The sequence below is a fragment of the Variovorax sp. HW608 genome (assembly GCF_900090195.1).
Classification (GTDB): Bacteria; Pseudomonadota; Gammaproteobacteria; order Burkholderiales; family Burkholderiaceae_C; genus Variovorax.
Genome location: NZ_LT607803.1, coordinates 6385978 through 6399324, shown reverse-complemented (window position 1 = coordinate 6399324; position 13347 = coordinate 6385978). Strand labels below are relative to the sequence as shown.

Sequence of the window (13347 nt, the reverse complement as noted above, 5' to 3'; positions counted from 1 at the left end):
CATGATGGAACCCCTTCGCTGGAACAAGTCGATCGAGCTCCTGCTGGTCCACTGCCAGGGCGAGATCGGCAAAGTCATCGTCGATGGTGCACCGGAAATTCCCGGGGCCACGATGCTCGAGAAGATGAACTACATCAACGAGCGCGACGACAGCTTGCGCCGGTTCGTCACGCTCGAACCTCGTGCAAGCGTCAACATGTCGGTCAACTTGCTGCTTACTCCGACTCGCGACGATGCAGATGCAGGCTTCATCGTTCTGCAGTCCGATCGGGCTCATCCCATGTCCGGGAGCAACTGCATCTGTGTGGTGACGGCGCTGCTCGAATCGGGGCGTGTGAAGATGACGGAGCCTGAAACGACGGTTCGACTCGAGACGCCCGCGGGCCTCATCACGGTCAAGGCCCGTTGCGAGGACGGTCGTTGCCAGTCGGTCAGCCTGGACAACGTTCCGGCCTTCGTGGAGGCGCTGGACAAGATCATCAGCACGCCGAAGTGGGGGGACATCCCCGTCGACGTCGCGTTCGGAGGGGTCTACTACGCCATCGTGGACGTGAAGCGGGTCGGTCTGTCGATCGCTCCGGAAAATGCGAGAGCGCTCGCCGAAGCAGGCATCGAAATCAAGCAGTTGATCGCGGACCAGGTTCGAGTCAGTCACCCCGAACTCCCAAGCGTGAATCAGATCGCCTACGTGATGTTCCGCGATCAGGAGGCCGACGGCAGTGTGCGTACCTGCACAACCCTGCTTCCCGGGCGGGTGGACCGCTCGCCGTGCGGCACAGGCAGTTCCGCGAATCTCGCGGTGCTTCACGCCAGAGGGCTCGTCAAGCCCGGCGATAGCCGGCGCTCGCGTTCCATCATCGGTGGCGAATTCGTGGCGACCGTTGTTGGCGAGACCAGAGTCGCAGGTCGTCCCGCCATCTATCCCCGGATCACAGGCCAGGCATGGATCTATGGCGTCGAGCGCCTCCGAATGGACGCGTCGGACCCGATGGCAAAGGGCTTCGTGCTTTCGGATTCGTGGGGTCCCTACGTCAACGCGCTCTGATCGACAACTGCCGCAGCGGCTTCGGCTGGGAGGAGGGCGGTTGGTCTGATTGGACAGTTAAGTTTGCTGCATTCCTGCCAAAGAACCGTAGAAGTTTCGGGTTTGATGCCCATAAAGTCGGTGAATCGACCTTCCGAATCAACATCTTCCAGCAGGGTTTGACGATGAAAGTACCTGTTCTCGGCGGCGGCGTCATCGGCACCACCACGGCCTACTATCTCGCCCGCGGGCTGGCGATGGATCGCTACGCCAGCACCGCGCGCCTGCGCGCGCGGCAACCTGCTGGTCTCCCGGCATGAGCCGCCCCAGCCGGGCGCTGATCGACATTCAAGCCCTTCGAAGAAACTATCGCCTGGCTCGAGAGCTTCATGGCGGCCGGGCCCTCGCGGTCCTCAAGGCGAACGCCTATGGGCACGGTGCTGTCGCGTGCGCACAAGCGCTGGAGTCGACAGCGGATGGGTTCGCAGTCGCATTTCTTGACGAAGCGATCCAACTGCGCCAGGCCGGAATCGAGGGCCCTATCCTTATCCTGGAAGGATGCTTTACGCAGGCCGAGCTTGTCGAGGCGCATGCACACAACTGCTGGGTTGCTGTTCACCAGGAAGAGCAACTGAGAGCCTTGGAAAAGGCGCCTTCGCAGATCCGCGGCATCCATGCATGGCTCAAGTTCGACAGCGGCATGCGTCGGGCGGGATTTCCACTCGCCTTGGCCGATACGGCCGCCCAACGCCTGCAACGCTGCGAGGCGGTGTCGCGCATGACGCTCATGACTCATTTCGCCAGGGCGGACGAACCTGATTCGCAAGCCACCGAAAGGCAAATTGCAGCCTTCGATACCGCGACCGCCGGAATCTCCGCCGAACGAAGTCTTGCAAACTCGGCCGGTCTTCTCGCGTGGCCCGCTGCCCGTCGTGACTGGGCTCGTCCTGGAATCCTGCTTTACGGCGCGGACCCGCTTCCGGGAAGCCCGAGCGCACTCTTGCCGGTCATGACGCTGGAGAGCGAGGTCTTCGCGGTGCGCAAACTGGAAGCCGGTGACGCACTCGGCTATGGCGCTCACTATGTTGCCGCCGCGCCGCGGAGAGTCGGCTTGGTCGCGGTCGGCTACGCGGACGGGTACCCACGAACGGTGCCGCAGGGAACCCCGGTGATGGTCGGGGCGCACCGGACTCAGATCATCGGCCGGGTCTCAATGGATATGTTGACCATCGACCTGACGGACGTTCCGGGCGAGGGGGTGGGAAGCAAGGTCGAGCTCTGGGGAAAGAACGTTCCGGTCAACGACGTCGCATCGGCGGTCGGGACGATCGGGTATGAACTGCTGTGCCACGTTCAGCGGGTGCCTCGCATCTACCAGGACGCGATCGCGACGGGCTGACAGCCGAGCCGGAAAGCCTGCCCGCTCGGCGGCCTTGAATCGACATGCAGGAATGGAAAGACGGCGCGCCGGAGCTCTGAGCCGGCGCGACGCGAGCATCTTGTCATGACGGAAAGCGTCTGGAACGGCAGTCGAGCCTGCGCCGACGAACGCCTTGGCATAAGGTCCGGCATGGAATGACGCCAGCGACACGCCAAAGTGACAGGTTGCCATTCGATCGCAGAAGCGCCCCAAAATTCGACACTCTATTTCGCGTTTCGACACTCTATTTGCTCGCAACACGAGTAGTGGTGTGTGTGTGGTGCCGACTGTCAGTTCCCTGCAAGCAGACCATCAATAATTATGAATTCAGTTTCTGGCTATTCCGAAACCTGAACAAGGAGACACGCCTCATGGACCGTTATGCAGAGTTCTATCGCCGTTCCATCGACACGCCGGAGGCCTTCTGGGCAGAGCAGGCGAAGCTCATCGACTGGAAAACGCCGCCCGGGCAGATCCTCGATGCGAGCCGGCCGCCGTTCGTGAAATGGTTTGCCGGCGGAACGACCAACCTCTGCCACAACGCGGTGGACCGGCACCTGGCGAGCCGTGGCGACCAGCCGGCGCTGATCTTCGTGTCCACCGAGACCGGCGTCGAAAGAAGCTATTCCTTCCGCGAGCTTCACGCCGAAGTCCAGCGCACCGCCGCGAGCCTGATGGAGCTCGGCGTGGGCCAGGGCGACCGGGTGCTGATCTACATGCCCATGATCCCGGAGGCGGCGTTCGCGATGCTGGCCTGCGCGCGCCTCGGCGCCATCCACTGCGTGGTGTTCGGCGGCTTTGCCAGCGGTTCGCTGGCGTCGCGCATCGAGGATGCGACGCCGAAGGTCGTCGTCAGCGCCGATGCCGGCTCGCGCGGCAACAGAGTGCTGGCGTACAAGCCGCTGCTGGACGAGGCGATCCGCCTGTCGGCGCACAAGCCGCAGTCGGTGCTGCTGGTGGACCGGGGCCTCGCGCCGATGGACCTGGTGCCGGGGCGCGACCACCTCGCCGCCGCGCTGCGCGACCGGCACATGGATGCGCAGGTGCCGTGCGCCTGGCTGGACGCCACCGACATCAGCTACACCATCTACACCAGCGGCACCACCGGCAAGCCCAAGGGGGTGCAGCGCGACACCGGCGGCTACGCGGTGGCGCTGGCGGCGAGCATGAAGCACATCTTCGACGGCCGCGCGGGCGAAACCTACTTCTCCACCAGCGACATCGGCTGGGTGGTCGGGCACAGCTACATCGTCTACGGCCCGCTGATCGCCGGCATGGCGACCATCATGTACGAGGGGCTCCCCACGCAGGGCATCGACCGCGAGCCGGACGGCGGCATCTGGTGGCGCCTGGTCGAGAAGTACAAGGTGACGGTGATGTTCAGCGCGCCGACGGCGGTGCGCGTGCTCAAGAAGCAGGACCCGGCGCTCCTGAAGAAACACGACCTGTCGAGCCTGCGCGCGCTGTTCCTCGCTGGAGAGCCGCTCGACGAGCCCACCGCGCGCTGGATCAGCGACGGCCTGGGCGTGCCGATCATCGACAACTACTGGCAGACCGAATCCGGCTGGCCGATCCTCACGGTGGCGAACGGCGTCGAGCGCATCCCGAGCAAGTTCGGCAGTCCGGGCATTCCTATGTACGGATTCAAGGTCAAGATCCTCCACGAATCGACCGGCGAGGAACTCACCGGCGCCAACGAGAAGGGCGTCGTCGTGATCGAGGGGCCCACGCCGCCGGGCTTCATGCAGACGGTGTGGCGGGACGACGCCCGCTTCGTCAACACCTACTGGAACAGCATTCCGGGCAAGACGGTCTATTCGACCTTCGATTGGGGTATCCGGGACGAGGACGGCTATTTCTATATCCTGGGGCGCACCGACGACGTGATCAATGTCGCCGGGCATCGGGTCGGCACGCGCGAGATCGAGGAGAGCATCTCCGGTCATCCGGGCGTGGCCGAAGTGGCGGTGGTCGGCGTCGCCGATTCGCTCAAGGGGCAGGTCGCGCTGGCGTTCGTCGTCTCGAAGGAAGCCGCGGCCGTGATCGATGCCGATTTGGCCTTGCGGCTGGAAGGGGAAATCATGAAGCGGGTGTCCGACGACCTCGGCGCGCTCGCCCGGCCGGCGCGGGTGCGCTTCGTCAGTGCACTGCCCAAGACCCGCAGCGGCAAGCTGCTGCGCCGGGCGATCCAGGCCGTCTGCGAGCACCGGGACCCCGGCGACCTGACGACGATCGACGATCCGTCCACGCTCCAGCAGATCAAACAGTTGCTCTGACGCCACTGCACCCGAAGGGCCGCCAGGGCCGGGCGCTTCGGGTTTTCCCGATCGGTGGCACAATGCGCAGCCGTACTCAGGCCCTTCCCAGCCACAGTCGCATCCGCCAATCGGTTCAGCCGTGTCGCGGAAGGTTTCTTAACCAGCTCGTGCTTCCCCCAGGGGAGCGAAGGTCAGCGCAATATGAGCGATTCATCGTCGGCTCCATCCGTCTACACCGCCTATCAAGGCAATACGTACCTCTTCGGCGGCAACGCACCGTATGTCGAGGAGATGTATGAAAACTACCTCTCCAATCCCGGCAGCGTTCCCGACAACTGGCGCGCGTACTTCGACGCGCTGCAGAACGTGCCCGCCACCGACGGCAGCCACACCAAGGACGTTCCCCACCTTCCGGTCATCAACGCCTTCGCCGAGCGCGCCAAGGCGGGCACCACCAAGGTCGTCCAGGCCAGCGGCGCCGATTCCGAGCTCGGCCGCCAGCGCACCGCCGTCCAGCAGCTGATCGCAGCCTACCGCAACGTCGGCGCCCGCTGGGCCGACCTCGATCCGCTCAAGCGCGCCGAGCGTCCCGCCATTCCCGAACTCGAGCCTTCGTTCTACGGCTTTTCCGACGCCGACCTCGAGACGGTGTTCAACACCAGCAACACCTTCTTCGGCAAGGACACGATGTCCCTGCGCGACCTGCTCAACGCGCTGCGCGAAACCTACTGCGGCACCATCGGCGCCGAGTACATGTACATGACCGACCAGTCGCAGAAGCGCTGGTGGCAGCAGAAGTTCGAAAGCGCCCGCACCAACCCCAAGCTCAGCGCCGACCAGAAGAAGCGCGTGCTGGACCGCCTCACCGCCGCTGAAGGCCTGGAGCGCTTCCTCCACACCAAGTACGTCGGCCAGAAGCGCTTCTCGCTCGAAGGCGGCGAAAGCTTCATCGTCTCGATGGACGAGCTCATCAACCAGGCCGGCGCCCGCGGCGTGCAGGAAATCGTCATCGGCATGGCCCACCGCGGCCGCCTGAACGTGCTGGTCAACTCGCTGGGCAAGCTGCCCGCCGACCTGTTCGCCGAGTTCGACCACACCGCGCCCGAAGACCTGCCGAGCGGCGACGTGAAGTACCACCAGGGCTTCAGCTCGGACGTCTCGACCCCCGGCGGCCCGGTTCACCTGAGCCTCGCGTTCAACCCCTCGCACCTCGAAATCGTCAACCCGGTGGTCGAGGGCTCGGTGCGCGCCCGCATGGACCGCCGCGCCGACCCGCTCGGCAAGCAGGTGCTGCCGGTCATCGTGCACGGCGACGCGGCCTTCGCGGGCCAGGGCGTCGTGATGGAAACGCTGGCGCTGGCTGAAACGCGCGGCTATTCCACCGGCGGCACGGTGCACATCGTCATCAACAACCAGATCGGCTTCACCACCAGCGACCCGCGCGACAGCCGCTCGACGCTGTACTGCAGCGACATCGTCAAGATGATCGAGGCGCCGGTGCTGCACGTGAACGGCGACGACCCCGAAGCCGTGGTGCTCGCGACCCAGCTCGCCCTCGAATTCCGCATGGAATTCCAGAAGGACGTGGTGGTGGACATCGTCTGCTTCCGCAAGCTCGGCCACAACGAGCAGGACACCCCGGCGCTGACGCAGCCGCTGATGTACAAGAAGATCGCCCAGCATCCCGGCACGCGCAAGCTGTACGCCGACAAGCTGGCGGCCCAGGGCCTGGGCGACACGCTCGGCGACGACCTGGTCAAGGCGCAGCGCGCGGCCTTCGATGCCGGCAAGAACACCACCGACCCGGTCATCACCAACTTCAAGAGCAAGTACGCGGTCGACTGGACCCCGTTCCTCAACAAGAAGTGGACCGACGCCGGCGACACCGCGATTCCGCTGGCCGAATGGAAGCGTCTCGCCGAGCGCATCACCAAGTCGCCCGAACACTTCACCGTGCATCCGCTGGTCAAGAAGGTGCTCGACGACCGCGCAGCCATGGGCCGCGGCGAAGTCAACGTCGACTGGGGCATGGGCGAGCACATGGCCTTCGCCTCGCTGGTCGCCAGCGGCTACCCGGTGCGCCTGTCGGGCGAGGACTGCGGCCGCGGCACCTTCACGCACCGCCATGCCGTCCTGCATGACCAGAACCGCGAGAAGTTCGACGAAGGCACCTACGTGCCGCTTTCGAACGTGGCCGACAACCAGGCGCCGTTCGTCGTCATCGACTCGATCCTCTCCGAAGAGGCGGTGCTGGCCTTCGAATACGGCTATGCCTCGAACGACCCCAACACGCTCGTGATCTGGGAAGCGCAGTTCGGCGACTTCGCCAACGGCGCGCAGGTCGTGATCGACCAGTTCATCGCCTCGGGCGAAGTGAAGTGGGGCCGCGTCAACGGCATCACGCTGATGCTGCCGCACGGCTACGAAGGCCAGGGTCCGGAGCACAGCTCGGCGCGCCTGGAGCGCTTCATGCAGCTGTCGGCCGACACCAACATGCAGGTCGTGCAGCCGACCACGGCCAGCCAGATCTTCCACCTGCTGCGCCGCCAGATGGTGCGCAACCTGCGCAAGCCGCTGATCATCATGACGCCGAAGTCGCTGCTGCGTAACAAGGACGCGACCTCGCCGCTGTCCGAGTTCACCAGGGGCGGCTTCCAGACCGTCATTCCCGACGTCAAGGACCTCAAGGCCGAGAAGGTCAAGCGCGTGATCGCCTGCTCGGGCAAGGTCTACTACGACCTGGCCAAGAAGCGCGAGGAGAAGGGCAACGACGACGTGGCGATCATCCGCGTCGAGCAGCTCTATCCGTTCCCGCACAAGGCCTTCGCTGCCGAACTGAAGAAGTACCCCAATCTGGTCGATGTCGTCTGGTGCCAGGACGAGCCGCAGAACCAGGGCGCCTGGTTCTTCGTGCAGCACTACATCCACGAGAACATGCAGGAAGGCCAGAAGCTCGGCTACGCCGGCCGCGCCGCGTCGGCATCGCCGGCCGTGGGCTACTCGCATCTGCACCAGGAACAGCAGAAGGCGCTCGTCGACGCCGCCTTCGCGAAACTCAAGGGCTTCGTGCTGACCAAGTAAGAAGAACTCGAACCATCTCACAAGAAACGCGAAGCGGTATCACAAATGTCCATCGTTGAAGTCAAAGTCCCCCAGTTGTCCGAATCCGTGGCCGAAGCCACGATGCTCCAGTGGAAGAAGAAGCCCGGCGAAGCGGTCGCCGTCGATGAAATCCTGATCGAGATCGAGACCGACAAGGTCGTGCTCGAAGTGCCGGCGCCCGCCGCCGGCGTGCTGGCCGAGATCGTTGCCGGCGACGGCGCGACCGTGGTGGCGGATCAGCTGATCGCCAAGATCGACACCGCAGCCAAGGCCGGCGCGGCCGCGCCCGCTGCTGCGCCTGCCGCAGCACCGGCTGCCGCCCCCGCAGCGGCCGCTGCCGCTGCCGGCGGCACGTCGAAGTCCGACGTCGCGATGCCCGCCGCCGCCAAGCTGCTCGCCGACAACAAGCTCGCTACCTCCGACGTGACCGGCACCGGCAAGGACGGCCGCGTCACCAAGGGTGACGTGCTGAGCGCCGTGGCCGGCGGCGTGACCGCGAAGGTCGCCGCCCCCGTGGCGATCCCGACCGGCGCGCCGAAGACCGCGCTGCCCCAGGTCGCTGCGCCGGCCAGGGCGCCCGAACTCGGCGACCGTCCGGAAGAGCGCGTGCCGATGAGCCGCCTGCGCGCCCGCATCGCCGAGCGCCTGTTGCAATCGCAAGCCACCAACGCGATCCTCACGACCTTCAACGAAGTCAACATGGCCCCGGTCATGGAAATGCGCAAGCGCTTCCAGGAGAAGTTCGAGAAGGAGCACGGCGTCAAGATCGGCTTCATGAGCTTCTTCGTGAAAGCCGCGGTGCACGCGCTCAAGAAGTACCCGGTGCTCAACGCCTCGGTGGACGGCAACGACATCGTCTACCACGGCTACTTCGACATCGGTATCGCCGTCGGTTCGCCGCGCGGCCTGGTGGTGCCGATCCTGCGCAATGCCGACCAGATGAGCTTCGCCGACATCGAGAAGAAGATTGCCGAATACGGCGCCAAGGCGCGCGACGGCAAGCTGGGCATCGAGGAGATGACCGGCGGCACGTTCTCGATCTCCAACGGCGGCGTGTTCGGCTCGATGCTGTCGACCCCGATCATCAACCCGCCCCAGTCGGCCATCCTCGGCGTGCACGCGACCAAGGACCGCGCCGTCGTCGAGAACGGCCAGATCGTCGTCCGTCCGATGAACTACCTGGCGATGAGCTACGACCACCGCATCATCGACGGTCGCGAAGCCGTGCTCGGCCTCGTGGCCATGAAGGAAGCGCTCGAAGATCCGGCGCGCCTCTTGTTCGACATCTGACCCACCCCCGTTGCTTGCTCACTTCGTGTAGCCGCCTCCCCCCTCGAGGGGGCACCGCCAGCGGCCCGGCAAAGCCGGTTCCGCGGCGGTTCCCGAACGGCCCCGCTTCGCGGGCCTTGAACGGGATGGATGCGTGATGAGCACGGTCACCACATAGAGAAAGACTCACATGTCCAAACAATTCGACGTCGTCGTCATCGGCGGCGGCCCCGGCGGCTACGTGGCCGCGATCCGCGCGGCGCAGCTCGGCTTCAACGTGGCCTGCATCGACGAGTGGAAGAATGCCAAGGGCGGGCCCGCCCTCGGCGGCACCTGCACCAACATCGGCTGCATCCCCTCGAAGGCGCTGCTGCAATCGTCGGAGCACTACGAGCACGCCGGCCACGCTTTCGCGGACCACGGCATCAAGGTCGAAGGCCTCGGCATCGACGTCGCGAAGATGCTGGCGCGCAAGGACAACGTCGTGAAGCAGAACAACGACGGCATCGCCTACCTGTTCAAGAAGAACAAGGTTGCCTTCTTCCACGGCCGCGGCTCGTTCGTGAAGGCTTCCGAAGCCGGCTACGAGATCAAGGTGGCAGGCGCCGCCGAAGAGAGCATCACCGGCAAGCACGTCATCGTGGCGACCGGCTCGAACGCGCGTCCGCTGCCGGGTGCGCCGTTCGACGAGGAGAACATCCTCTCGAACGACGGCGCGCTGCGCGTCGGCGCGGTGCCGAAGAAGCTCGCGCTGGTCGGCTCGGGCGTGATCGGCCTCGAGATGGGCTCGGTGTGGCGCCGCCTGGGTTCGGAAGTCACGGTGCTCGAAGCGCTGCCGACCTTCCTCGGCGCGGTCGACGAGCAGATCGCCAAGGAAGCCAAGAAGGCCTTCGACAAGCAGGGCCTGAAGATCCACCTCGGCGTGAACGTCGGCGAAGTCAAGTCGGGCAAGAACGGCTTGAGCATCGCCTACACCGACTCGAAGGGCGAAGCGCAGAAGCTCGACGTCGACAAGCTGATCGTCTCGATCGGCCGCATCCCCAACACCATCGGCCTGAACCCCGAGGCGGTCGGCCTGCAGCTCGACGAGCGCGGCGCGATCGTGGTCGACGACGAGTGCAAGACCAGCCTGCCCAACGTCTGGGCGATCGGCGACGTGGTGCGCGGCCCGATGCTCGCGCACAAGGCGGAGGAAGAGGGCGTTGCCGTGGCCGAGCGCATTGCCGGCCAGCATGGCCACGTCAACTTCAACACCATCCCGTGGGTGATCTACACCTCGCCCGAGATCGCGTGGGTCGGCCAGACCGAGCAGCAGCTCAAGGCCAGCGGCCGTGCCTACAAGGCCGGCACCTTCCCGTTCCTCGCGAACGGACGTGCGCGCGCCCTGGGCGACACGACCGGCATGGTCAAGTTCCTGGCCGATGCGGCCACGGACGAGATCCTTGGCGTTCACATGGTGGGCCCGATGGTCAGCGAGCTGATCTCGGAAGCCGTCGTCGCGATGGAATTCAAGGCCAGCGCCGAAGACATCGCACGCATCTGCCACGCGCATCCTTCGCTGTCCGAGGCGACGAAGGAAGCGGCGCTTGCCGTCGACAAGCGCACGCTGAACTTCTGAAGCCTTGACCGTTCTTCAGGCTTACGAAGCGGAACTGGCGGCGCGGGGTTTCAAGAGCGACCCCGCGCAGCTGCGTGCCGTCCAAGCGCTCGATCGCTGCGCCCGCGAGTGGGCCGGGTACAAGGCGCAGCGCTCCAATGCGTTCAAGAAGCTGATCAACCGGCCGGAGATCCCGCGCGGGGTCTACATGTACGGTGGCGTCGGCCGCGGCAAGAGCTTCCTGATGGACTGCTTCTACAACGCGGTCCCGCTGCGCCGCAAGACGCGGCTGCACTTCCACGAATTCATGCGCGAGGTGCACCGCGAGCTGGCCGAGCTGCAAGGCACGGTCAATCCGCTGGATGAGCTCGGCCGCCGGATCGCCAAGCGGTACAAGCTCATCTGCTTCGACGAGTTCCATGTCGCGGACATCACCGACGCGATGATCCTGCATCGCGTCCTGGCGGCGCTGTTCGAGAACGACGTCGGCTTCGTCACCACGTCCAACTTCAAGCCCGACGACCTGTATCCGGGCGGGTTGCATCGCGATCGCATCCTGCCGGCGATCCAGCTGCTCAACGAGAAGCTGGAGGTGGTCAACGTCGACAACGGCACGGACTATCGTCGCCGCACGCTGGAACAGGTCCGGCTCTACCTGACGCCGAATGGTGCCGAGGCGGACAGGGAGATGCGCAAGGCCTTCGAGCGCCTGGCGGAGTCCGCGGACGAGAATCCCGTCTTGCACATCGAGGCGCGCGAGATCCACGCGCTGCGCAAGGCCGGGGGCGTGGTGTGGTTCGATTTCAAGACGCTGTGCGGCGGTCCGCGCTCGCAGAACGACTATCTCGAGATCGCGACCCAGTTCCACACGGTCCTGCTCTCGAATGTGCCCTACATGCCGGTGCGCATGGCGTCGGAGGCCCGGCGCTTCACCTGGCTGGTGGACGTGTTCTACGATCGACGTGTGAAACTGATCATGTCGGCTGAAGTCCCGCCCGAACAGTTGTATACCGAAGGGCCTCTGGCCCACGAATTTCCCAGAACCGTTTCGAGACTCAACGAGATGCAATCGGCCGAGTTCCTGGCGCTGGAACGCCGCGTCGTCGATACCCGCCTGACATGAAAGCCAAGCTTGCCGCCGTCCTGATCGGGCTGTCTGCCCTGCCTCTTGGGGCGCAGACGACGGCCACGACCGCCGGTGCCGACTTCGATGCCGAGCGCGCGCGCCTCGTCGAGGAGCAGAAGGCCATCGACGCGCGTTACCTGACCGAGCAGAAGGCCTGTTACCAGAGATTCGCGGTCGAGAGCTGTCTGCAGGACAGCCGCCACCGACGGCGCACCGCCACCGACGACGTCAAGCGTCAGCAGGCGGCCATCAACGATTTCGAGCGCAAGCGCCGGGGCGCTGCCGAGCTCGAAAAGCTCGAGCAGCAGAATGCCTCGCAAAAGTCGCGGGAGGCGGATGCACAGCGCGAGCAGTCGCTGAAGTCGCAGCGGGAACGCGAGCAGCGCGCGGCCGAACATGCCGCCAGCCGTGAGCAGGCCGCTGCGCAGGAGGCGGAGAACCGCCGGCAGTTCGAGAACAGGCAGCGCGAACATGCGCAGCAGCAAGCCGACGCCGCCAAACGAAAGGCCGAGGCCCCGGCAGCGCGTGCCGAATACGACGAGAAGCTGAAGAAGGCCGCAGAGCATCGCGCCGAACTGGAGCGCAAGAACGCGGCAAGGGACAAGCCGCGATCGGCGCCGCTGCCGGATCCCGGTGCGGCGGCTCCGGCGCCCAAGAGCCCCTGAGCCTTGTTGCCGCCCCCTTATTCGGCCGGGGGCAGATCCTCGATCTTCAGCACGGCGATCGAGAGGTTGTCGCCGGTCCCGCGCGCACGCCGGCGCGCTTCGGCGACCAGCAGCTCAACGGCCGCGCGTGGCGGCTGGTCGGCGAGGAGGGCGCCCATTTCCTCCGGCGTGAAGTAGTGCCAGAGCCCGTCGCTGCAGGCCATGAGCACATCGCCGGGCGCAAGGCGCGGGATCAGGTGGACATCCACCGGCGGCGGGGTCGACTTCATGCCCAGGCAGCCCAGCAGGATGTTGCTTTGCGGGTGCAGGCTCGCTTCCTCTTCGTCGATCTCGCCGCGGTCCACGAGGACCTGGACATACGAATGGTCCTTGGTGCGCTTGACGAGCCGGCCCTGATGGAAGTGGTAGATGCGCGAATCACCGGCATGCACCCACGCGCAGTCGCCCTCGGGATTCAGCAGGAAGGCGGCCAGCGTGCTGTGGGGTTCCTGTTCGCTGGACACGGCGGTGAGCTTGATGACCGTGTGGGCGTCCTCGAGGATCTGCCGAAGGACGCCGACCGGTTCGTCCCGGCCCGGCTTGTAGCGCGCGAACAACTGGCGCGCCGTCATGAGGACCTGATCGGATGCCTTGCGCCCGCCGCTGCGTCCGCCCATGCCGTCGGCGATGACGCCGAGCACGCAGCCCGGCACCCGGGGGTGGGAGAGGACCATGACCTGGTCCTGCTGATAGGGGCGATCGCCCTGGTGGAGGCCGGTGGCGGCGGAGAGTCGAAAGTTTCGAGTCATGCTGGCGCTGGGGCGCCAGTGGCGCGATCTCTCATGGTTTTCTTGTTGCAGCGAAACGAAGACGTATTATCGAGTCAACACAGGCAGGGGAAGCCCCG

10 protein-coding genes are annotated in these 13347 nt (G+C 65.5%); 9 read left to right on the top strand and 1 reads right to left on the bottom strand.

The window, feature by feature from the left end; genetic code table 11:
- The first annotated feature begins 4 nt into the window (after positions 1-4).
- From VAR608DRAFT_RS30245 to VAR608DRAFT_RS30210, 9 genes are all read left to right on the top strand, one after another.
- A complete protein-coding gene (locus VAR608DRAFT_RS30245) occupies positions 5-1045 on the top strand; it encodes a proline racemase family protein (protein WP_088957431.1) in 1041 nt (346 codons plus the stop codon).
- A 164-nt stretch (positions 1046-1209) separates the two neighbouring features.
- The gene (locus VAR608DRAFT_RS38330; RefSeq protein WP_269458506.1) at positions 1210-1344 is read left to right on the top strand and encodes a hypothetical protein; all 135 of its coding nucleotides are present in this window, start codon (positions 1210-1212) and stop codon (positions 1342-1344) included.
- Positions 1341-2423, top strand: coding sequence for an alanine racemase (alr, locus tag VAR608DRAFT_RS30240; RefSeq protein ID WP_088957430.1), 1083 nt, complete (start codon positions 1341-1343; stop codon positions 2421-2423). Before VAR608DRAFT_RS38330 ends, alr begins: the two co-directional genes overlap by 4 nt.
- 176 nt (positions 2424-2599) lie before the next feature.
- Positions 2600-4720: a propionate--CoA ligase gene (locus tag VAR608DRAFT_RS30235; protein WP_269458505.1), complete on the top strand. Its 2121-nt coding sequence runs from the start codon at positions 2600-2602 to the stop codon at positions 4718-4720.
- A gap of 183 nt (positions 4721-4903) precedes the next feature.
- Positions 4904-7783 carry a 2-oxoglutarate dehydrogenase E1 component gene (locus VAR608DRAFT_RS30230; RefSeq protein ID WP_088957428.1) on the top strand — a complete coding sequence of 960 codons (2880 nt, stop codon included), beginning with the start codon at positions 4904-4906 and terminating at the stop codon, positions 7781-7783.
- A gap of 45 nt (positions 7784-7828) precedes the next feature.
- The gene (odhB, locus tag VAR608DRAFT_RS30225; RefSeq protein ID WP_088957427.1) at positions 7829-9094 is read left to right on the top strand and encodes a 2-oxoglutarate dehydrogenase complex dihydrolipoyllysine-residue succinyltransferase; all 1266 of its coding nucleotides are present in this window, start codon (positions 7829-7831) and stop codon (positions 9092-9094) included.
- A 169-nt stretch (positions 9095-9263) separates the two neighbouring features.
- A complete protein-coding gene (gene lpdA, locus VAR608DRAFT_RS30220; RefSeq protein WP_088957426.1) occupies positions 9264-10691 on the top strand; it encodes a dihydrolipoyl dehydrogenase in 1428 nt (475 codons plus the stop codon).
- 4 nt (positions 10692-10695) lie between these two features.
- Entirely contained in the window at positions 10696-11793 is a 1098-nt protein-coding gene (zapE, locus tag VAR608DRAFT_RS30215; protein WP_088957425.1) for a cell division protein ZapE, read from the top strand.
- A complete protein-coding gene (locus VAR608DRAFT_RS30210) occupies positions 11790-12461 on the top strand; it encodes a hypothetical protein (RefSeq protein WP_088957424.1) in 672 nt (223 codons plus the stop codon). Before zapE ends, VAR608DRAFT_RS30210 begins: the two co-directional genes overlap by 4 nt.
- 17 nt (positions 12462-12478) lie before the next feature.
- On the opposite strand, the gene VAR608DRAFT_RS30205 is transcribed toward VAR608DRAFT_RS30210, so the two are convergent.
- Entirely contained in the window at positions 12479-13249 is a 771-nt protein-coding gene (locus VAR608DRAFT_RS30205) for a PP2C family protein-serine/threonine phosphatase (protein ID WP_088957423.1), read from the bottom strand.
- Positions 13250-13347: the final 98 nt, after the last annotated feature.

Bases quoted from the DNA above. Each gene is read 5' to 3' on its own strand.
- VAR608DRAFT_RS30210 (WP_088957424.1), top strand. From the start codon at position 11,790: ATGAAAGCCAAGCTTGCCGCCGTCCTGATCGGGCTGTCTGCCCTGCCT.
- lpdA (WP_088957426.1), top strand. From the start codon at position 9,264: ATGTCCAAACAATTCGACGTCGTCGTCATCGGCGGCGGCCCCGGCGGC.
- odhB (WP_088957427.1), top strand. From the start codon at position 7,829: ATGTCCATCGTTGAAGTCAAAGTCCCCCAGTTGTCCGAATCCGTGGCC.
- VAR608DRAFT_RS30205 (WP_088957423.1), bottom strand. From the start codon at position 13,249: ATGACTCGAAACTTTCGACTCTCCGCCGCCACCGGCCTCCACCAGGGC.
- alr (WP_088957430.1), top strand. From the start codon at position 1,341: ATGAGCCGCCCCAGCCGGGCGCTGATCGACATTCAAGCCCTTCGAAGA.
- VAR608DRAFT_RS30230 (WP_088957428.1), top strand. From the start codon at position 4,904: ATGAGCGATTCATCGTCGGCTCCATCCGTCTACACCGCCTATCAAGGC.
- VAR608DRAFT_RS38330 (WP_269458506.1), top strand. From the start codon at position 1,210: ATGAAAGTACCTGTTCTCGGCGGCGGCGTCATCGGCACCACCACGGCC.
- VAR608DRAFT_RS30245 (WP_088957431.1), top strand. From the start codon at position 5: ATGGAACCCCTTCGCTGGAACAAGTCGATCGAGCTCCTGCTGGTCCAC.
- VAR608DRAFT_RS30235 (WP_269458505.1), top strand. From the start codon at position 2,600: ATGACGCCAGCGACACGCCAAAGTGACAGGTTGCCATTCGATCGCAGA.